Annotated in this window: 20 protein-coding genes; 10 read left to right on the top strand and 10 right to left on the bottom strand. The window is 66.9% G+C overall.

All coding sequences use genetic code 11. The annotated features are described in order from the left end of the window. Window positions 1-2: 2 nt before the first annotated feature. Genes hsaB through hsaA form a run of 4 tightly spaced genes read right to left on the bottom strand, consistent with a single transcriptional unit; the run spans window position 3 to window position 3,555 of the window. Complete coding sequence (gene hsaB / locus ACJH7A_RS06525; protein WP_133426408.1) at window positions 3-572, bottom strand: 3-hydroxy-9,10-secoandrosta-1,3,5(10)-triene-9,17-dione monooxygenase reductase subunit; 570 nt, start codon at window positions 570-572, stop codon at window positions 3-5. 11 nt (window positions 573-583) lie between these two features. Continuing rightward, entirely contained in the window at window positions 584-1,486 is a 903-nt protein-coding gene (gene hsaC, locus ACJH7A_RS06530; RefSeq protein WP_064984852.1) for an iron-dependent extradiol dioxygenase HsaC, read from the bottom strand. A 12-nt stretch (window positions 1,487-1,498) separates the two neighbouring features. After that, a complete protein-coding gene (gene hsaD, locus ACJH7A_RS06535; RefSeq protein ID WP_133426407.1) occupies window positions 1,499-2,365 on the bottom strand; it encodes a 4,5:9,10-diseco-3-hydroxy-5,9,17-trioxoandrosta-1(10),2-diene-4-oate hydrolase in 867 nt (288 codons plus the stop codon). Beyond that, the gene (gene hsaA / locus ACJH7A_RS06540) at window positions 2,365-3,555 is read right to left on the bottom strand and encodes a 3-hydroxy-9,10-secoandrosta-1,3,5(10)-triene-9,17-dione monooxygenase oxygenase subunit (protein WP_406801621.1); all 1,191 of its coding nucleotides are present in this window, start codon (window positions 3,553-3,555) and stop codon (window positions 2,365-2,367) included. The genes hsaD and hsaA overlap by 1 nt, the downstream gene beginning before the upstream one ends. 155 nt (window positions 3,556-3,710) lie before the next feature. On the opposite strand from hsaA, the gene ACJH7A_RS06545 reads away from it, so the two are divergent. Together ACJH7A_RS06545 and ACJH7A_RS06550 are read left to right on the top strand one after the other, a co-directional pair. Beyond that, entirely contained in the window at window positions 3,711-4,772 is a 1,062-nt protein-coding gene (locus tag ACJH7A_RS06545; protein ID WP_133426475.1) for a ferredoxin--NADP reductase, read from the top strand. Between the two features lie 22 nt (window positions 4,773-4,794). Then, entirely contained in the window at window positions 4,795-5,370 is a 576-nt protein-coding gene (locus tag ACJH7A_RS06550) for a hypothetical protein (protein WP_133426406.1), read from the top strand. Here ACJH7A_RS06550 and ACJH7A_RS06555 read toward each other — a convergent pair. Continuing rightward, window positions 5,361-5,819 (bottom strand): MarR family winged helix-turn-helix transcriptional regulator, encoded by a 459-nt coding sequence (locus ACJH7A_RS06555; RefSeq protein ID WP_406801622.1) that lies wholly within the window; start codon window positions 5,817-5,819, stop codon window positions 5,361-5,363. The two genes, ACJH7A_RS06550 and ACJH7A_RS06555, sit on opposite strands and share 10 nt — an antisense overlap. A 37-nt stretch (window positions 5,820-5,856) precedes the next feature. Between ACJH7A_RS06555 and ACJH7A_RS06560 the strand changes: the two genes are divergently transcribed. Continuing rightward, the gene (locus tag ACJH7A_RS06560) at window positions 5,857-6,669 is read left to right on the top strand and encodes an amidohydrolase family protein (RefSeq protein ID WP_406801623.1); all 813 of its coding nucleotides are present in this window, start codon (window positions 5,857-5,859) and stop codon (window positions 6,667-6,669) included. 182 nt (window positions 6,670-6,851) lie between these two features. On the opposite strand, the gene ACJH7A_RS06565 is transcribed toward ACJH7A_RS06560, so the two are convergent. Beyond that, window positions 6,852-7,856, bottom strand: a complete 1,005-nt coding sequence (locus ACJH7A_RS06565) for a bile acid:sodium symporter family protein (protein WP_406801624.1) — start codon at window positions 7,854-7,856, stop codon at window positions 6,852-6,854. Between the two features lie 71 nt (window positions 7,857-7,927). On the opposite strand from ACJH7A_RS06565, the gene ACJH7A_RS06570 reads away from it, so the two are divergent. Beyond that, window positions 7,928-8,782 carry a LysR family transcriptional regulator gene (locus ACJH7A_RS06570; RefSeq protein WP_406801625.1) on the top strand — a complete coding sequence of 285 codons (855 nt, stop codon included), beginning with the start codon at window positions 7,928-7,930 and terminating at the stop codon, window positions 8,780-8,782. A gap of 4 nt (window positions 8,783-8,786) precedes the next feature. Here the strand turns inward: ACJH7A_RS06570 and ACJH7A_RS06575 are convergent, their stop codons facing one another. Then, on the bottom strand, window positions 8,787-9,251 hold the full coding sequence (locus tag ACJH7A_RS06575) for a MarR family winged helix-turn-helix transcriptional regulator (protein WP_406801638.1): 465 nt from the start codon (window positions 9,249-9,251) through the stop codon (window positions 8,787-8,789). 157 nt (window positions 9,252-9,408) lie between these two features. Here ACJH7A_RS06575 and ACJH7A_RS06580 point away from each other — a divergent pair, with 157 nt between their 5' ends. The 3 genes from ACJH7A_RS06580 to ACJH7A_RS06590 all read left to right on the top strand — a co-directional run bounded on the left by ACJH7A_RS06580 (window position 9,409) and on the right by ACJH7A_RS06590 (window position 10,920). Next, on the top strand, window positions 9,409-9,831 hold the full coding sequence (locus tag ACJH7A_RS06580; RefSeq protein WP_318985420.1) for an organic hydroperoxide resistance protein: 423 nt from the start codon (window positions 9,409-9,411) through the stop codon (window positions 9,829-9,831). 73 nt (window positions 9,832-9,904) lie between these two features. Next, complete coding sequence (locus ACJH7A_RS06585) at window positions 9,905-10,411, top strand: DUF1097 domain-containing protein (protein WP_318985419.1); 507 nt, start codon at window positions 9,905-9,907, stop codon at window positions 10,409-10,411. Next, a complete protein-coding gene (locus tag ACJH7A_RS06590) occupies window positions 10,408-10,920 on the top strand; it encodes a DUF6130 family protein (protein ID WP_318985418.1) in 513 nt (170 codons plus the stop codon). Before ACJH7A_RS06585 ends, ACJH7A_RS06590 begins: the two co-directional genes overlap by 4 nt. 89 nt (window positions 10,921-11,009) lie before the next feature. On the opposite strand, the gene ACJH7A_RS06595 is transcribed toward ACJH7A_RS06590, so the two are convergent. Further along, on the bottom strand, window positions 11,010-12,359 hold the full coding sequence (locus ACJH7A_RS06595) for a hypothetical protein (RefSeq protein WP_406801626.1): 1,350 nt from the start codon (window positions 12,357-12,359) through the stop codon (window positions 11,010-11,012). 188 nt (window positions 12,360-12,547) lie between these two features. Here ACJH7A_RS06595 and ACJH7A_RS06600 point away from each other — a divergent pair, with 188 nt between their 5' ends. After that, window positions 12,548-13,435 carry an AraC family transcriptional regulator gene (locus ACJH7A_RS06600; RefSeq protein WP_318985416.1) on the top strand — a complete coding sequence of 296 codons (888 nt, stop codon included), beginning with the start codon at window positions 12,548-12,550 and terminating at the stop codon, window positions 13,433-13,435. On the opposite strand, the gene ACJH7A_RS06605 is transcribed toward ACJH7A_RS06600, so the two are convergent. After that, complete coding sequence (locus ACJH7A_RS06605; RefSeq protein ID WP_318985415.1) at window positions 13,432-15,540, bottom strand: acyl-CoA dehydrogenase; 2,109 nt, start codon at window positions 15,538-15,540, stop codon at window positions 13,432-13,434. The genes ACJH7A_RS06600 and ACJH7A_RS06605 overlap by 4 nt on opposite strands. A 255-nt stretch (window positions 15,541-15,795) precedes the next feature. Here ACJH7A_RS06605 and kstR point away from each other — a divergent pair, with 255 nt between their 5' ends. Together kstR and otsB are read left to right on the top strand one after the other, a co-directional pair. Continuing rightward, window positions 15,796-16,401 carry a cholesterol catabolism transcriptional regulator KstR gene (gene kstR, locus ACJH7A_RS06610; protein ID WP_346416108.1) on the top strand — a complete coding sequence of 202 codons (606 nt, stop codon included), beginning with the start codon at window positions 15,796-15,798 and terminating at the stop codon, window positions 16,399-16,401. A gap of 3 nt (window positions 16,402-16,404) precedes the next feature. Next, entirely contained in the window at window positions 16,405-17,148 is a 744-nt protein-coding gene (gene otsB, locus ACJH7A_RS06615) for a trehalose-phosphatase (RefSeq protein ID WP_226519844.1), read from the top strand. On the opposite strand, the gene ACJH7A_RS06620 is transcribed toward otsB, so the two are convergent. Then, the gene (locus ACJH7A_RS06620; protein WP_064984829.1) at window positions 17,145-18,245 is read right to left on the bottom strand and encodes a LacI family DNA-binding transcriptional regulator; all 1,101 of its coding nucleotides are present in this window, start codon (window positions 18,243-18,245) and stop codon (window positions 17,145-17,147) included. The genes otsB and ACJH7A_RS06620 overlap by 4 nt on opposite strands. Window positions 18,246-18,334: the final 89 nt, after the last annotated feature.

Here is an 18,334-nt window from a genome sequence, read left to right on the forward strand (position 1 = left end):
GACTATAGCCAGGTGTCCTCGGTCGTCGTGGTGAGAAACGCATCCAGATCGTCGCGCCATTGCGCCGGGGTGTTCTTGTCCGGCTCGATGCCGGTGTACTCGCCGCGGTAGAACAGCAGCGGACGCGGCTTGATGGCCTGCGGCTCGGACATGGACTGCACCGCGCCGAACACCACGAAGTGGTCGCCGCCGTCGTGGACCGAGTGCACCGTGCAGTCGATGTGGGCGAGCGTGCCGTCGAGCACCGGGGAGCCCAATCCCGAAGGGCTCCAATCGATCCCGGCGAACTTGTCCTCGGCCCTGGAGCCGAACTGCGCCGAGACGTGCTGCTGGTTCTCGTGCAGCATGTTGACGCAGAACTTGCCACTGGCCTCGATGGCCTTCCAGGCCCGGGACTGCTTTGTCGGGCAGAACAGGACCAGCGGCGGGTCCAGTGACAGGGCAGCGAACGACTGGCAGGCGAAACCGACCGGCACACCGTCATTCACGGTGGTGATGACGGTGATGCCGGTACAGAACTGCCCGAGCACATTACGGAATGTGCGGGGGTCGATCTGCGGGGTCGAAGTCATGCCGCGCGAGCCTACTTGAACCCGACGCTGAAGTCGTGACCCCAGAGGCTGATGCCGACGCTCTCGCGCGCGATCCAGCTCTCGTCCTCGACTTCGAGGCCCTCGCAACCGAATTCCATGTCGAAGCCACCCGGCGTCTTCATGTAGAAGGACAGCATCTTGTCGTTGATGTGCCGGCCCAGCGTGGCCGACATCTTGACCTTCTTACGGTTGGCGCGGTCCAGGCACAGGCCGACGTCGTCGGAGTTCTCCACCTCGACCATCAGGTGCACGATGCCCGTCGGGTTGGGCATGGGCATGAACGCCAGCGCGTGGTGGCGCGGGTTGCAGCCGTAGAAGCGCAGCCACACCGGGTCGCCGTCGGCCGGGCGGCCCGCGATCTGCGGGGGCAGCCGCATCGAGTCGCGCAGCCGGAAGCCCAGCACGTCCTGGTAGAACGCCTGCGCCGCGGCGTCGTCATTGCAGGTGAGCACGACGTGGCCGAGGCCCTGCTCGGCGGTGACGAACTTGTGGCCGTAGGGGCTGACGAAGCGACGACCCAGGTACTGGATGCCGTAGTAGACCTCGAGGGTGTTGTCGGCCGGGTCCTGGAAGCTGATCATGCCCTCGACCTTGCGGTCGAGCAGTTCTTCCTTAGTCCCTTCCTTGAACGGGACGCCGTGGGCGCTGAGGGTTTCCTTCAGCTGCTCGAGGGCAGGCGCGTCGGCGACCTCCCAGCCCGAGGCCAACAGGCGATCCTTCTCGCCGGGCACGATCACCAGACGCGCCGCGACGTCGTCCATCCGCAGGTAGAGGGCATCGGGATTGGTGCCCTCGCCCTCCATCATGCCGAGCACCTTGAGCCCGAACTCGCGCCAGGCCGCCACATCGGTGGCCTCGATGCGCATGTAGCCGAGGGCCTTGATCGTCGTCATGCCATGTCTCCTCTAGCCGCCCAGAAAATCGAGGGTCAGCTTGTTGAACTCGTCGAACTTCTCTAGTTGTGCCCAGTGGCCGCACTGACCGAACACGTGCAGCTGGACCCGAGGAATCTGCTTGAGCGCCACCAACGCGCCGTCGAGCGGGTTGACCCGATCCTCACGGCCCCAGATCAGCAGTACCCGCTGCCGCAGCTTGTGCACTTCGCGCCACATCATGCCGAGCTCGTAGTCCGGCCCCGCGAAGGACTTGACCATCGCGCGCAGTGCGGCGAGCGACTCGGGCGTGCTGGCGATGGCGAACCGCTCGTCGATCAGCTCCGGCGTGACCAGGCTCTGGTCGAAGACCATGATCCGCACGAACGCCTCGAGGGTCTCGCGCGTCGGTGCGTAGGCGAACTTGCCGAGCAGCTTCACGCCCTCGGTGGGATCGGGCGCGAACAGGTTGACGCTCAGCCCGCCGGGGCCCATCAGCACCAGCCGGCCGGCCCGCTCCGGATGATCCAGCGCGAACCGGACCGCCGTGCCACCGCCGAGCGAATTGCCCACCAGCGCCGCCCGTTCGATACCGAGGTGGTCGAACAGCGCCAGCAGCGCCGTCGCGCTGTGGCGGTGGTACTGCACGTGGTCGGTGGGCTTGTCCGAATATCCGTAGCCCGGCTGGTCGACGGCCAGCACGTGGAACCGCTCGGCCAACACCGCGATGTTCTTCGAGAAGTTCGACCAGCTCGACGCACCCGGGCCGCCGCCGTGCAGCAGCACGATCGTCTCGGCGGCCGGGTCGCCGGCCTCGTGGTAGTGCAGGCGCAAATCATCGCTCACCTGCGCATACCGCGAAGTGGACTCGAAAGTGACCTCGGATACCGCGGCGGTCATCAGACCATGGTGTCGGCCGGGGGCAGACCGAACTCGTTGTTACCGAAGATCAGGTAGGCGCGCTCGGGCTCGTTGGCGGCGTGCACGCGGCCGGCGTGGGCGTCGCGCCAGAAGCGCTGCAGCGGGGTGCCGTTGGCCAGGGCGGTGGCGCCGGCGGCCTCGAAGAGGCGGTCGACGGACGCGATGGCGCGGCCGGTGGCGCGCACCTGGTCACGACGGGCACGGGCCCGCAGCTCGAACGGAATCTCCTTGCCGGCGACCAGCAGGGCGTACTCGTCGGCGACGTTGCCGATCAGCTGGCGCCAGGCGGCGTCGATGTCGCTGGCGGCCTCGGCGATGCGGACCTTGGCGAACGGGTCGTCCTTGGACTTCTCACCGGCGAACGCGGCACGGACGCGCTTGCCCTGGTGCTCGACGTGCGCGGCGTAGGCACCGTAGGCCATGCCGACGATCGGGGCGGAGATGGTGGTGGGGTGCACGGTGCCCCACGGCATCTTGTAGACCGGGGCGGTGTTGGTCTGGTAGCCGCCGGCGGTGCCGTCGTTCATCGACTTGTAGGACAGGAAGCGGTGCCGCGGCACGAAGACGTCCTTGACGACGATGGTGTTGCTGCCGGTGCCACGCAGGCCGACCACGTTCCACACGTCGTCGATGGTGTATTCGGTGCGCGGGATCAGGAAGCTGCCGAAGTCGACCGGGCGGCCGTCCTTGATGACCGGGCCGCCGAGGAACGCCCAGGTGGCGTGCTCCGAACCGGAGGACCAGTTCCACGCGCCGTTGACGATGTAGCCGTCGCCGGTCTCGGTCACCACGCCGGCGCCCATCGGGGCGTAGGACGAGGAGATGCGGACGGTCGAGTCCTCGCCCCAGACGTCTTCCTGGGCCTGCTGATCGAACAGCGCCAGGTGCCAGTTGTGCACGCCGATGATCGACGCGACCCAGCCGGTGGAACCGCAGGCGCTGGCGATGCGGCGGACCGCCTCGTAGAACACGGTGGGGTCGGCCTCGAGGCCGTCCCACTGGGCGGGCTGCAGCAGTTTGAAGAAGCCGATCTCGTTCAGACTGTCGATAGACTCCTGCGGCACCTGGCGCAGGTCCTCGGTCAGCTGTGCGCGTTCGCGCAGCACCGGCAGCAGGTCGTCGATGCCAGCCAGCACGGCCTGCACGTCGAGTTGTTCAATTGACGTCACGGATTGCCTCCCGGGGAGTGGTCGTCTAGACAGAAGATTAGAACACGTTACGATTTGTGTCGAGCATGGCGGTACTGCAGCAGGTAGACCCGCATAACTGCACTTTTGTAACCTGTTCTAGTTACTGGCCGTCAGGCCGGTTCGAACGAAGGGTGATCGTTGTGGACGAGCCGCTGGGCAGCCACGTGCTGGAACTTGTGGTGGCCGATGTCGTCGCCGAGACGAACGACGCGCGCGTCTTGGTGTTCAAGACGCCCGAAGGCAGCGACATCCCGCCAGAGCGACTGAAGTACTCCCCCGGTCAGTTCCTGACCCTGCGCGTCCCGAGCACCCGCACCGGATCGGTCGCCCGCTGCTACTCCCTGTGCAGCTCGCCGCATGCCGACGAGGCGCTGACCGTCGCGGTCAAGCGCACCGCGGACGGCTACGCGTCGAACTGGCTGTGCGACAACGCACATGTCGGCATGCGGATGCACGTGCTGGCGCCGTCCGGCACGTTCGTCCCCAAGAACCTCGACACCGACTTCCTGCTGCTGGCCGGCGGTAGCGGCATCACGCCGATGCTGTCGATCCTCAAGTCCGCGCTGTCCGAGGGCACCGGCAAGGTGACGCTGTTCTACGCCAACCGCGACGAGAAGTCGGTGATCTTCGGCAAGGCGCTGCGCGAACTGACGTCGCTGTACCCCGACCGGCTGTCCGTCGTGCACTGGCTCGAGTCGGTGCAGGGCCTGCCCAACCCGACCATCCTGGCCACGCAGCTGGCGCCCTACACCACACGCGAGACGTTCATCTGCGGCCCGGCCCCGTTCATGGCCGCCGCCGAGGAGGCGCTCCTCAAGTCGGGCGCCGACAAGAGCAATGTCCACCTCGAGGTGTTCCAGTCACTGGACTCCGACCCGTTCGCCGCCGTCGTGCTCGCCGAGGATGACAGCGATGAGGGCCCGGCCACCGCAATCGTCACGCTCGACGGTGAGACGCACGAGTTGCAGTGGCCGCGCAAGGCCGTGCTGCTCGACGTGCTGCTCGACAAGGGACTGGACGCACCGTTCTCCTGCCGCGAGGGGCACTGCGGGGCATGTGCGGTGCTGATGAAGAAGGGCGACGTCGACATGGCGATCAACGACGTGTTGGAGCCGTCCGACCTCGAAGAGGGCCTCATCCTCGGTTGCCAGGCGGTGCCCAAGACGGATTCCGTCGAAGTCACCTACGACGAGTAGCGAACGGATTACTTTCTTGACTGTGAACCGGCTTACCGCAGCAACCGCGGCCGCTGTGCTGACCGCGACGGCTCTGATGTCCCCCGCGACGGCTGCTGCCGCAGTCAATTCGGCCGACGCCTTCGTGCCCGTCGACGACGCCACGAAGATTCAGATTCACGTGACGGCACAGTGCTCGGGAGGTGCGTGCACCTTCAACACCGCCGCCAACCTGGTCGTCGGGGGCAATCCGGTTCCGCTGCCGCCGAACACCTGGGCGCGCGAGAACATCACGCTGCGCAGCTCCAACCGCAATGTGTACCAAGACGTCTCGTACAGCGCACCGACCGGAGCCCCGCCGATCAACCGCGGCTCGTGGAACGGCCCGGTGAACTCGCGGCAGCTCAAGTCGCAGAACAGCGCTCTGGTCTCGGTCACGTTCAACGGTGGCGGCACGTTCGAGGAGTTCGCGGTCGACGGCACGTCGCTGACGCTCGATGTGCGGACCGGCAGGCCCAACACCGAGGCTAATTTCATTGCCTGCGCCGACATTCAGGTCACCTACCCCGGCGTGAACCTCACGACGCCGACCGCCTGCGCGACGACGCACTACAACTGAGTAGCGCCGTCGAGGAGATCGCTCAACCGCAGCAGTGCGTCGACGACGCCGTCGACCTCGTCGACCCCGAAGGCCTCGTCGATGTAATCGTTGACGGTGGCCAGCGCGGCGTCCAGTCGCCGGAGCGCGTCCGCGCCGGATTCGGTCGGCCACAGCTCCCAGGCGCGGCCGTCGCTCTGGCTGGCCCTGCGCTCGACGAACCCCGCGGTCTCCAGCCGGCCAACCATCGCCGTGACCGCCGATTCCCGCTGGCCGAGCTGTGCCGCGATGAGCGACTGGCGACATCCGGCGTGGTTCGCGATGAGCATCAGTGCGGCAGCCTGCGCCGTCGTGATGCCGGCCTCCTCGGTGAACAGCCGGTCGGCGGTGGTGCGCAGCCGCTGCGCGACGGTCTGCAGCTGGAAGTACGCGCGCCGCCTGCCTGCCGGTGACCTGTGTTTCGGATCCACTCTTGCATTATTACTTCACTAGTGAAGTAATTGGAGTATGACACGAGTGATCGACGCGTGGTCCCAGCAGCCGAACGAGTTGTTCATGCGGCAGCCCTGGCTTCGGCCGCTGCTGCGCTGGACCCGCCAGGAAGACCTGCCGGCCCTGCCCATCGACGTCACCCTGAAGGCGATGGATGACGCCGGCGTCGAGAAGTCGTTGTTGTGCGCCTGGGTCGGGCCGCACGGCGCACTGATCGACAACGACGAGACGGCGGCGCACGTGCGCGCACATCCCGATCGGTTCGCCGGCGTCGCCGCCGTGGACCTCACCCGTCCGGTCGACGCCGTCCGCGAATTACGCAGGGCGGTAACCGAACTGGGCATGGTGGCACTGCGGGTCGTCCCATGGCTGTGGAACCTGCCACCCGATGACCGCCGCTACTATCCGCTGCTGCAGGCCTGCGTCGAACTCGGCATCCCGTTCTGCACGCAGATCGGGCACACCGGCCCGCTGTGCCCGTCCGAACCCGGCCGGCCGATCCCCTACCTCGAGACGGTTCTGCTCGAGTTCCCGGAACTCGTGGTCATCGGTGGCCATGTCGGCGCACCGTGGATCGACGAGGTCCTGTTCCTGGCCAAGAAGTTTCCGAACTTCTACATCGACACCTCGGCCTACGCCGTGCACCGCCTACCCGCGGCGCTCGTGGACTACATGCGCGGATCCGGCCGCGCCCGAGTGCTTTTCGGCACCAACTGGCCCATGCTGTCCGCCGAGCGGTGTCTGGAACGGCTTGACAGCCTGGACCTCGATGCCGAGGCGCGCGACCTCTACCTCGGCGGGAACGCGGCTCGGGTTTTCCGGGTCTGACAGCCGGTACTGCACGGCGAGTTGATCTGCGGCAACGAATCACCCGCTGCCGCAGATCAATTGGCGCGTGTCAGGGCTTCGCGTCGAGTGACCTGACGGCGCCCACCAACGCGTCTGCGGCCAAGATGCCGAGATTGTTCGATGCCAACGGGCGCGGGTGCACCCGCGCGCAGGTCCAGGTATCAGCTCGGCGCGACCGCGAGTTCTTGCCGCTCCGCCTCGGCGTCAGCCTGCCGTCCCCAGCGGCCGGCCAGGACCGCGCAGGTGATGAGCTGAATCTGATGGAAGATCATGAGCGGCAACACGATCAGGCCGACCGGATGTCCGGCGAACAGCACGGTGGCCATCGGCAGACCGGTGGCGAGGCTCTTCTTCGATCCGCAGAAGATGATCACGATGCGGTCGGCGCGATCGAACTTCAGCAGCCGCGCCGCCCCGGCGGTGATGCCGAGCACCACGGCGAGCAGCACCACGCTGACGGCGATCACCGCGAGCACGTTGGTGACCTTCATGCCCACCCAGATGTGTTCGGCCATGCCGGCACTGAACGCCGCATAGACGACGAGGTAGACCGAACCGCGGTCGACAACCTTGGTGAGCGTGGTGTGCGCCAGCACGCGGTGCAGCTTGGACCGCAACAACTGGCCGGCGAGGAACGGCAGCAAGAGCTGCACGACGATCTCCAGGACCGAATTCGCCGACACCGTGGCCGCGCCGGTGGTCTGCATCAGCAGGGTCACCAACAACGGGGTGAGGAAGATGCCCAACAGGTTCGACGCCGAGGCGCTGACGACGGCCGCCGCGACGTTGCCGCGGGCGATCGAAGTGAACGCGATGGACGACTGCACCGTCGACGGCAGCAGGCACAGGTACAGCATGCCGACGTAGAGCTCGTCGGTCAGGACCGACGGCACCAGCACCTTCATCGCCAGCCCGAGCAGTGGGAACAGCACAAAGGTCGCGGCCAGCACCGTGGTGTGCAGCCGCCAGTGCTTCAGCCCCTCGAGCGCCTCGCGCGGCTCCAGGCGCGTGCCGTACAGCAGGAACAACACGGCGATCGCGACTTTGGTGGCGGTTTCGACGGCCTGACCCGCGTCGCCGCGGGCCGGAAGCAGCACACCGATGACCATCGCGGCGAACAGCCCGAGCAGAAAGCCGTCGATGCGGAGCTTGGCGAGCAGATTCACCGAACAAACGTACTGCTGCCTCAACTCACGTTTCCAGGCGATAGATCCGATATCTCTAACCGAATATTGTGATGAATGTGCTCGATCCCGACTTGCTGCACACCTTTCTGGCCGTGGAGCGCGCCGGCGGATTCACTGCGGCCGGACGTCTGCTGGGCCTGCGCCAGTCGACGGTGAGCGGCCACATCGCCCGACTGGAGCAGGCCGTCGGCCGCGAGTTGTTCCGGCGCGACACCCGCAACCTGGCCCTCACCGCTGACGGCGCCGCGATGGTGGGCTTTGCGCACGACATCCTGGACGCGCAGGCCAAGGCCGACCGCTACTTCTCCGAATCCCAACCCACGGGCCTCATCCGGCTGGGCGCCTCCGACGATCTGGTCGGCCGCATGCTCTCGGACGTGCTGGTCGAGTTTCGGCGGTCCTACCCCGGTGTCGACCTGGAACTGGTTGTGGGCCTGAGCGAGAACCTGAAAACGCGCATGGCCGCAGGCGAATTGGACCTCATGGTGGCCAAACGACTACCCGGCGAACAACACGGCGAGCTGCTGTGGCGCGATCGCCTCGTGTGGGCCGGCCGCCCCGGGCTGACCGACATCACCGACCCGGTGCCGATCGTGACGTACCCACCACCGAGCCTGACCCGCCATATCGCGCTACGCGAACTGGAACGTGAGCGCCGCAGTTGGCGCATCGCGTGCGTCAGCGACAGTCTGCTCGGTCTGCAGGCTGCGGCACTCGCCGGGCTCGGGATCATCGCGCATTCCGAATCCGTTCTGCCGCAAGGACTTCAACCAATCGCCGGCAGCCGGCTACCGAACCTGGGTCATCTGGAGTTCGTGCTGTTGCACCGCCGGAGCACCCCATCGGAAGCCGAGGTCGCGCTGCACGACGCCATCGTCGCCGGTGCACACCGCATGCGGCACTGACAGTTCACCGGGCGTGCGTCTGCGCGTGCTCGCGAAGGTTGTCGCGCAAGGTGACCACCGCCTTTTGCAGCTTGTCGAACTCATCAGACGGCAAGCCGGTCGCTGCCACCAGGTTCATCGGCAGGGCCTTCTCACGCAGCGCCCGGCCCGCATCCGTGAGGCTGACGATGACCTGACGCTCGTCGGACGGATCGCGCCGGCGGCGCACGTATCCCTGTGCTTCGAGCTTCTTGAGGATCGGGGTCAGCGTGTTCGACTCCAGGAAGAGGTTTTCGCCCAGGCTGCGGACGGTTTGATGATCGTTCTCCCAGAGCGCGACGATCGCGATGTACTGGGTATATGTGACACCGAGCTCGTCGAGGATCGGCTTGTACGCCTTGCCGTAGGCGAGATTCGCCGAGTAGATCGCGAAACACATGAAGTCGGCAAGCCGGGGACCGGCAGCCTCGGTTGGACGCTCGACAGCCATCGACAACTCCTGACGCTTCAGTGACATCCCCAAGCGATTCTATCGGATGCGATTCAATCGGATGGGTTGACATCTCGAAGTAGTGCGCTAGTCTCATCGCATCCGAGTCAATCGGATGCGATTGATTATCCGCACCGCCCTTCCCCAGGAGTCACACATGAGCACCAGCACCCAGGACGCCGTCCTCTACACCGGCAAGACCCGCACCACCGGCGGCCGTGACGGACACGCGCAAAGCTCCGACGGCCGGCTCGACATCCGCCTCGATCCCCCCGGCAGCAACCGGCCCGGCACCAATCCCGAGCAGCTCTTCGCTGCAGGCTGGTCCGCATGCTTCATCGGAGCCATGCAGATCGCGGCCGGTAAGGCGAACGTCAAACTGCCGGCCGATACCGCCGTCGACGCCGAGGTCGACCTCTGCAGCATCGACGGCGCCTACTTCCTACAGGCGCGCCTGAACGTCAGCCTGCCGGGCATCGAGCGGGATACCGCCCTGTCCATCGTGGACGCCGCACATCAGACCTGCCCGTATTCCAAGGCCACCCGGGGCAACATCGACGTCGTGCTCAGCGTGGCCTGAGCGGACTCGGCACTACAGCGAAATGTCGACTCCGCCAACGGAAGCCGCACCGACCAACCACCAGGAGACGCACGTGAGCATCACCTCAACCGGCGCGGCCAGAACGCCCGCGATCCCGTTTCACACCATCACGCTGATCGTCGCCGGCGTCGCGGCCGTCGTCACGTTCGGTACGGGTTGGGCGATGCTCTCTGCGCCTGCGATGTTTCTCGGCTGGGTCGCCTACGGCGTCACCGGCGACACCGTGCGTCACCGCTATGCCAACCTGGCGTCGTACGTGGCCGGCCTGGCCTTCGGCGCCGTGACGACGCTGGTGATCAATCGACTGCAGCCATCACTCGGTCTGGCCGCCACCGGCATTGCGATATTTGCCCTCGTCGCCATCGTCATGTGTCTGCGAGCGCTGCCCGTGTTCAACTATCCGCCGGCATATTTTCTCGGCATCACCAGTTTCTTCTACGCAGGGCACGCGCCCACGGTCGCAACGGTGATTGCGCTCGGGACGGCGGGAGCCGTCGGAGCTACCGGCGCAGCGCTTGCCGACTACTGTCAGAGCCGCTTTCAGAAGGGAAACGAATGAAGAAGCTGCCGCGCCTCATGGGGTGTGCGGTCATCGCGGCCACTGCGGGGCTCATCGCATCATGTGGCACGACCGTCGAGACCTCGGACCACTCGAGTCACGAGAGTTCTGCTCCCGCTACGACTTCGCGCGCCGCCGGAGCACCCAGCGCCGCGGACGTGCTCGGCCCTCCGGGCGTGGTGCCGCTGACCGCGCCGCAGCCGCCGGCCAAACTGATCGTCGATCCACCAGTTCCCGAGGCCCTCGCCAAGGGACAGGTGTTCATCCAATACCGCGCCGAAAACCTGCGCATCGAACCGGTATTCGGCCCCGAGGCACTCAAGGTGACTCCGCGCATCGGCCATATCCACGTCGTCGTCGACGGCGCCCCGTGGCACTGGGCGGACGCCAGCGGTGAACCGGTGATCCTGGTCGGACTGCCGCACGGACCGCACAAGGTCGAGATCATCCTCGCGGATGCCAATCACCATCCGCTCGACCGCGTCACCACCGACTTCGTGGTCCCCTGAGCCCGGGCTACTTCGGACGCGAGCCGAGATCGGCGAAATGGTTGCCTGGCGAACGGCTTTCGCAACCATTTCGCCGATCTCGTCCCCCATCAACCCGCGTTGGCTGACTGCTGCGTCGCCGACGCCTTCTTCGGCTGCTTGGCGACCTTCGGCGCTTTCGGGGTCTTCTGCGCCTTCTCGGCCTTCGGTGCTTTCTCGGCCGGCTTGTCCGACTTGTCCGGCTTGCCGGCGGAATCGGCGTCAGACGAAGTTGTCCCCGTCGCCTTGGTCCCCGGCTCGGACTTGGTGGTGTCTTTCTGAACCGGCTTCGTGGTCTCGACCTTGGCCGGTTCGGCCGATACGGGGTCGGTCGCGGGTGTGGACGTGTCGGCCTTCGTCGGCTCGGTGACCTTCACCGGCTGCGTCGCCGGCGCCTCGGCCTCGGTCGCGGACGGCGCCTCCGCATTCGAATCCTCCTTGGCCACAGAATCTTTCGACTTCGCCGCGGTGGTCGACACCTTTTCGGCGTCACCGGCCTTGACCGCCGCGGTAACCGACGGCTTGGCGGCCGGTGCCAGAGCCTTGGTAGCCGTAACAGTTGCGGCCGACGCCACGGCTGCGCTGTCCACCTTCGCCGCGATCGGAGTTTCGGGAGCCGGCGGCTTGATGGCGTTTGCGATGGTCTTGAGGGCGTTGAAAACCTGCGCGACGAACCCGTTGCTCCCCAGGAGTCCGCCCCAACCCTTGCTGTCGCCGTAACCGTTCAGCACAGCGTTGACCAACGTTGCGGGAAAGTTGATCACCGCGCTGACGGCTGTTGCGGCATCGCCGGCCTTGACCGCATCGAGGAATTGCTGGCCAGTGTTCGCAAACGCCTGCTCTGCCCCGAACGCGACTGTCAGCCCGCCGAGAGCCAGTTGAATGCCGACTGTGCTGATGCTGCCGATGACGTTGGTGACGTTCTGCGCGATCTTCTTCGGGACATCGAACTGCAGGAGGGGGAACAAGACGCCGAAAACCCCGCTGAGTCCCAAGCTGTAGAGACCATCCACCCCGGCGGCAAACTGGCCCGAGGCCAACTGCTGAAGCGCCGTTCGCAGTTCCCCTGGTGCCCGATTCACCCAGTAGGCCAGGCCATTGGCCATCTGCTCGCCGATTGAAATAACTTCCTGGGCGTAACCGACCTGGTTGGCAATGATTTGACGCACGATCGGGAAGGGGTCGGCGGCAAACTTCTGCCCCAGTGCTCCGAGGTCGGCGACCGTCGTCGTGAATACATCTCCCCAGGCTGCGATCGGGTTCACGAATGCCGTGAGGTCCACGGTGCGGGTGGCGACCGCAGTGGTCGGCGCCGGTAGATGGAGGTCTGGCGACGGAATCGTCAGCGGGCTGAGGGCGATGACGCCGGCGGATGCCATCGCGATTCCCGCAGTCGAATATCGGCGCAGCTCGAATGCCATACGTTCTCCTTGGACTCTGAGGTGTCAGCACTTGTGGCCGCGCAGACGGTAATGACCAAGCCGAAAACAAACATTCGAAATCTGTAACGAGTTCCAATTTCTAGGCGTCCGGTATTGACGCTCTCGCTGATTGCTCACAGGATTTTCGGAGAAATCTCCCCTGAGCCCCTGGACCAGGGCGCATGATCATGGCCAAGCTGGACATTCGGAGGTTCGGCATGGCACTCAAGCCATGGAATGACGACCGCCCCATGACGCCCCGCATCGTCGTCGGCGAGAGGTCCGTCGACAGTCGCGGTATGTCGCTGCGCTTCGCCACCGAGCGGATCGAGCGCACCACCGATTGGTGCTGCCATGACTCGAGCCGCCACCTGATCTATGTGCACCGCATGGGCGCGCTGCGGTCCATGGAGACCAACCTGGACTGGGGGCCGACCGATCGCACACTGCCACGCATCGGTGATACCTGGGTGGTGCCGGCGGGCGTGCGCTGCACCTCGGTCGTCACGGGCGACATCTCGGGCTTCTGCGAGATCTCGATACCCGAGAATGCGCTGGGCGAGGTCGTGCACATCCCACGGCGCAAGCACCACGATCCGCTGATCCTCCAGCTGGTGACCAAGATTCGCAGCGTCGCAAGCCGCGAAGACGCGCTCGCCCGGCTGCTGCTCGATTCCGCAGGCGAGACACTGCGATTACTGATCCGGGACACCTACACCACGAGGCCACCGGCCACGGAATCCGAGCGTGACACCCTGCCGCCGTCGGCACGCGCGTCGATCATCGAGTTCCTGGAAACCAGCCTCGAATCCGACATCAACCTGGAATCGCTTGCGCACCTTGCCCAGATGTCCGTGGCGACGTTCATCAAGGCATTCCGGGGCGCGTTCCACACCACGCCGTACCAGTTCCTGCTCGACCGCCGTATCGACCGCGCCAAGACACTGCTGTCCTCGACCCGGTTGTCGATCACCGAAATCAGCGCGGCAGTTGGGTTTTCGACGCCCAACCACTTCGCCACGACATTCCGGCAGCGCGTCGGCCTGACCCCGCGGGACTTCCGCAGGGGCCGCTAGCGAGGTAGGCCCAACAGGCGCTCGCCGGCCACGGTGAGCAGAATCTGTTCCGTACCACCGGCGATCGACAGGCAGCGGGTGTTGAGGAAGTACCGGACGTCCGGCGAATCCTCGATACCGGAACCGTCGTGGGCGTCCATGATGGTCTCGGCCAGCGTCTGGCGGTAGCGCACGCCGATCAGCTTGCGCACACTCGACGGCGCACCCGGATCGTGGCCACCGACGGCCATCTGGGCCGTCAGCTGATCCAGCAGCGAACCCACCTGGGCCGCAACGATCAGTGCGCCAAGGCGTTCCGCTTCGGCGGCGTCCAGTTCGCGGTCACCGAGCACGTCCAGCAGGTGCTCCATGCCCTTGTCCAGCGCGCCGCCGGCGGCCATGGCGACGCGCTCGTTGGCGAGCGTCGTGCGGGCCAGGGCCCAGCCGCCGTCGACGGGGCCGATGACGCAGTCGTCCGGCACGAACAGGTCGTCCAGGAAGACCTCGTTGAACAGCGCCTCGCCGGTGATCTCGCGCAGCGGCCGGATGTCGATGCCGGGCGAGCTCATGTCGACGACGAAGTAGGTGATGCCCTTGTGCTTCGGTGCGTCAGGGTTGGTGCGCGCCAAGCAGATTCCCCAGTTGGCGCGGTGCGCGTTGGAGGTCCACACCTTCTGGCCCGTCAGCTTCCAGCCACCGTCGACCTTGACGGCCTTGGTGCGCAGTGCCGCCAGGTCCGAGCCGGCGCCCGGCTCGCTGAACAGCTGGCACCAGTACACGTCCCCGGTGAGCGTGCCGGGGATGAAGCGGTCGATCTGCTCGGGGGTGCCGTGCCCGAGGATGGTCGGCGCGGCCCACCAGCCGATCGAAATGTCCGGGCGCACAACGCCTGCGGCGCTGAGCTCGTCGTCGATCACGAGCTGCTCGCCCGGCGACGCGGCGCGGCCGTAGGGCGCGGGCCAGTGCGGCGCCATCAACCCGGCCTCGGCCAGCGCGGCCTGATGCTTCTCGACGGGCAGCGCGGCGATCTGGGCGACGGTGGCGGCGATCTCGGGACGGATCGTCTCGGCCGCACCGGTGTCGACGTGCAGCTGACGGCGCAGCCCCGCGCGGGTCAGCGCGGCCACGCGGCGCAGCCACGTGCCGTGGCCACCCAGGATCTGCGCGGTGGCGTACGCGCGCCGCAGGTACAGATGGGCGTCGTGCTCCCAGGTGAAGCCGATGCCACCCAGGACCTGAATGCAGTCGCGCCCATTGTGTTTCGCGGCGTCGATGGCGGCCGCGGCGGCCACCGCAGCCGCGATGGAGAGTTGTGTGGCGTCGCCCTCGACGGCGGCCTCGGCGACGTCGCTCGCGGCGACGGCGACCTGCTGCGAACGCAGCAGCATCTCGGCACACATGTGCTTGACGGCCTGGAAGCTGCCGATCGGCTTGCCGAACTGCTCACGCACCTTGGCGTATTCGGCGGCCGTCTCGAGCTGCCAGCGGGCCAGGCCCGCGGCCTCGGCGGCCAGCACGGTCACGGCCAGGTCGGCCACCGGCGCATCGAGGACGGTCGCCGCGGCGCCACTGAGCTCGACCCGGGCCAGCGGCCGCGAGAAGTCGGTGGCCTCGAGCGGCGTGACGGTGACGCCGGCCGCAGTGGCGTCGACCAGGAGCCACGTATCACCCGCGGGCAGGATCAGCAGGCCGTCAGGCAGGGCGCCCAGCACGAACTTGGCGGTGCCGGTCGCGGTCTGCCCGTCGAAGGCGATGTCGGACTTCAGCGCGAGACCGGCCGTGCGCTGCCCCGAGGCCAATGCCTCCAGCAGAGCGGGGTCCGTGATCACGAGAGTTGCCAGAGCGGTGGTGGCGACGGGGCCGGGCACCAGCGCGGCGGCGGCTTCGTCGACCATCACGCACAGATCGGCGATGGAGCCGCCGGCGCCACCGAGGTCCTCGGGCACCGCGACGCCGAAGGTCCCTAGTTCGACCAGACCCTCATACGGGCCCCGCCACGCATCGGCGCCATTCCCTTCGGCAGCCCGGACCGCGGAGATGGAACCCGACGCGACAGCCCAGCTACGGACCATTTCGCGGACCTCGGCCCGTTCCGAGTCGATAGTTGTGGAAGTGATGGACACCATGCGCTCCTAGCGTTTGGGCGAGAAGAACACGCTTCTCACTAGAACGTGTTCTAATGGTGACAGCAATCAGACGTCAAGTCGATCGCCATTACAGCAGGACACTCGGGTGTCCCGGGGCGCCTGGAGGTGGGAAATTACCGATCACTTTGCGTATCGTTTTCACCCAATGCGCTACCTGAAGGAACTGACCGCCGAATGCCGACGCCAGCAACACCCGAGTCCGATTCCGCCGTCCGCCCGCGGGAGGTGACGAACATGGCCGTACTAACCGAATCCGAGCTCGGTTCCGAAGCACAGCGCGAGCGCCGCAAGCGCATCCTGGACGCCACCCTGGCCATCGCCTCCAAGGGCGGCTACGAGGCAGTTCAGATGCGTGCGGTGGCCGAACGCGCCGACGTCGCCGTCGGCACCCTGTACCGCTACTTCCCGTCCAAGGTGCACCTGCTGGTGTCCGCGCTGGGCCGGGAGTTCGAGCGCATCGACGCCAAGACCGATCGCGCCTCACTGACGGGCGGTACGCCGTACCAGCGTCTCAACGTGATGGTCAGCAAGCTGAACCGGTCGATGCAGCGCAATCCGCTGCTGACCGAGGCCATGACGCGTGCTTTCGTGTTCGCCGACGCGTCCGCAGCCGGTGAGGTTGATCACGTCGGCAAGCTCATGGACTCGATGTTCGCCCGTGCCATGAGCGACGGTGAGCCCACCGAGGACCAGTACCACATCGCCCGCGTCATCTCCGATGTGTGGCTGTCGAACCTGCTGGCCTGGCTGACGCGTCGTGCCTCGGCCACCGACGTGAGCAAGCGGCTCGATCTGGCGGTCCGGCTGCTGATCGGTGACGGGGAGCACCCTAAAGTCTGACCGGTGCTCCCGGCTGATCTGATCGCGGCGCTCGACACCGTCGCCGCCACCCCCCGACTGCTCGTCACCTCGGATTTCGACGGCACGCTGTCGCCGATCGTGAACAACCCTGCCGACGCGCGGGCCCTGCCCGCCGGGTCGGCCGCCCTGCTGGACCTGGCTGCCCTGCCGGACACCTTCGTCGCACTGGTGTCGGGACGCGCCCTCGACGTCCTGCGCGAGCTGTCCGGCATGCCGGACTCGGTGCACCTCGTGGGCAGTCACGGCGCGGAGTTCAACACCGGATTCACGCAGACCGTCGACACCGCACTGCTGGCCGAGATCGTGGATTCACTCACCGAGATCGCAAACCGCTACCCGGGTGCAGCGGTCGAGACCAAACCGGCCAGCGCCGCCCTGCACGTGCGCAACGCCTCGGCGGCCGACGGCGAGGCCGCGCTGGCCGCCGCGCGCGAGGCGGGAACGCAGTGGGCCGCCGAGCCCACCGAGGGCAAGGCGGTGCTGGAGTTCGCGGTGGTCACCACCAACAAGGGCTCGGCCATCGACGCCCTGCGGGAGCGCGACGACGCGACCGCCGTGGTCTTTCTGGGCGACGACGTCACCGACGAGAAGGCCTTCGCCCGGCTGCGCGACGGTGACGTCGGCGTGAAGGTCGGCCCGGGGCCGTCGGCCGCGCAGTACCGCGTCGACTCCCCCGAGGACGTCGCGGCGGCGCTGGCGTACCTGGCGGCGCGCCGGGCCGGTTAGGCAGGCGGGCCCGACGTGCGGCCGCGGACGAGTTCGGTGTCGAGCACCTCGATCACCGGGATGCCGGACCGCGGCGGATTGTTCAACAGATATCCGGCCCGCCGGCCCTTCTCGAGGCTCGGCTGGGCGACGGTCGTGAGCCCGCGCGCCAGCGCCTCGGGGACGCCGTCGAATCCGGTGACGGTCATCTGGCCGGGCACGTAGATGCCGCGTGACCGCAGATGGTCCATCGCCGAGAGCGCCAGCACGTCGGCGGTGCACATCAGCGCCGTGATGCGCGGATTGGCTTGCAGCGCAACGGCAGCCGCCGTGCCACCGGAGCTCGGTAGGTGCTCGAAGGTCTCCACCACAGTCAGGCCGTCGGGGTTCAGGCCCGCATCGGACATCGCGTCGCGGACCCCGAGGATGCGTTCGCACTGCACGTGGAAATGCTGCGAGGTGAGCCGTTCCGGGTCCACCACGGCCGACTGCGCGTCACCGTGCGGCCAGTCCCGGCCGAGCCGCATGGTCAGCAGGCCGATCTCCCGATGTCCAAGGCCGACAACATATTCCGCGATCCCGCGCATGGCCGCACGATCGTCGATGCAGACCCGGGATGCGCCCTGCAGGTCCTTCGGCTGGTCGACGACGACGATCGGGACGCCGCGCTGCTGCACGACCGGTAGGTACGGATCGTCGTCGGAGGCGGCGTACACCGCGAACCCGTCGACCCCGGCGGACAGCACCGCGGCGGTGCCGTCCTCGACCGACCGATTGGGCCCGGCCGCCACCAGCAGCAGGCCCTGCCCGGCCTCCTCGCATGATTCGGCAAGTCCGGCAACGAAATCCAGCGCCGCCGGATCACGGAACGAGTAGTTGAGCGGCTCGGTGATGATCAGTCCGACGGCACCGGCCTTCCGGGTGCGCAGCGAACGCGCCACCGGGTCCGGCCCCGGGTAGCCCATCTCCTTGGCGGCGGCGAGCACCCGCTCACGCAACTCCGGCGAGAGCTGGTCCGGCCGGTTGTAGGCATTCGAGATCGTGGTGCGCGAGACCTTCAACTCGGCAGCGAGCGAGGCCAGCGTGGCCCGACGCCTCGGGTTGGGGCTCCTCGGCATATTTGTGACGCTAGCGCATCCGATTCGCGCTGCACGGCAACGGTGCACTAGATTTATTGCAAACGGTTTTCATTAACACTAGCCCACAG

The organism is Mycobacterium sp. SMC-17, assembly GCF_045310915.1.
GTDB lineage: Bacteria > Actinomycetota > Actinomycetes > Mycobacteriales > Mycobacteriaceae > Mycobacterium.

Bases quoted from the DNA above. Each gene is read 5' to 3' on its own strand.
- ACJH7A_RS06600 (WP_318985416.1), top strand. From the start codon at position 12,548: ATGGCCAAGCTGGACATTCGGAGGTTCGGCATGGCACTCAAGCCATGG.
- ACJH7A_RS06560 (WP_406801623.1), top strand. From the start codon at position 5,857: ATGACACGAGTGATCGACGCGTGGTCCCAGCAGCCGAACGAGTTGTTC.
- kstR (WP_346416108.1), top strand. From the start codon at position 15,796: ATGGCCGTACTAACCGAATCCGAGCTCGGTTCCGAAGCACAGCGCGAG.
- ACJH7A_RS06570 (WP_406801625.1), top strand. From the start codon at position 7,928: ATGAATGTGCTCGATCCCGACTTGCTGCACACCTTTCTGGCCGTGGAG.
- hsaC (WP_064984852.1), bottom strand. From the start codon at position 1,486: ATGACGACGATCAAGGCCCTCGGCTACATGCGCATCGAGGCCACCGAT.
- ACJH7A_RS06595 (WP_406801626.1), bottom strand. From the start codon at position 12,359: ATGGCATTCGAGCTGCGCCGATATTCGACTGCGGGAATCGCGATGGCA.
- ACJH7A_RS06575 (WP_406801638.1), bottom strand. From the start codon at position 9,251: ATGGCTGTCGAGCGTCCAACCGAGGCTGCCGGTCCCCGGCTTGCCGAC.
- hsaB (WP_133426408.1), bottom strand. From the start codon at position 572: ATGACTTCGACCCCGCAGATCGACCCCCGCACATTCCGTAATGTGCTC.
- ACJH7A_RS06605 (WP_318985415.1), bottom strand. From the start codon at position 15,540: ATGGTGTCCATCACTTCCACAACTATCGACTCGGAACGGGCCGAGGTC.
- ACJH7A_RS06590 (WP_318985418.1), top strand. From the start codon at position 10,408: ATGAAGAAGCTGCCGCGCCTCATGGGGTGTGCGGTCATCGCGGCCACT.
- ACJH7A_RS06620 (WP_064984829.1), bottom strand. From the start codon at position 18,245: ATGCCGAGGAGCCCCAACCCGAGGCGTCGGGCCACGCTGGCCTCGCTC.
- hsaD (WP_133426407.1), bottom strand. From the start codon at position 2,365: ATGACCGCCGCGGTATCCGAGGTCACTTTCGAGTCCACTTCGCGGTAT.
- ACJH7A_RS06580 (WP_318985420.1), top strand. From the start codon at position 9,409: ATGAGCACCAGCACCCAGGACGCCGTCCTCTACACCGGCAAGACCCGC.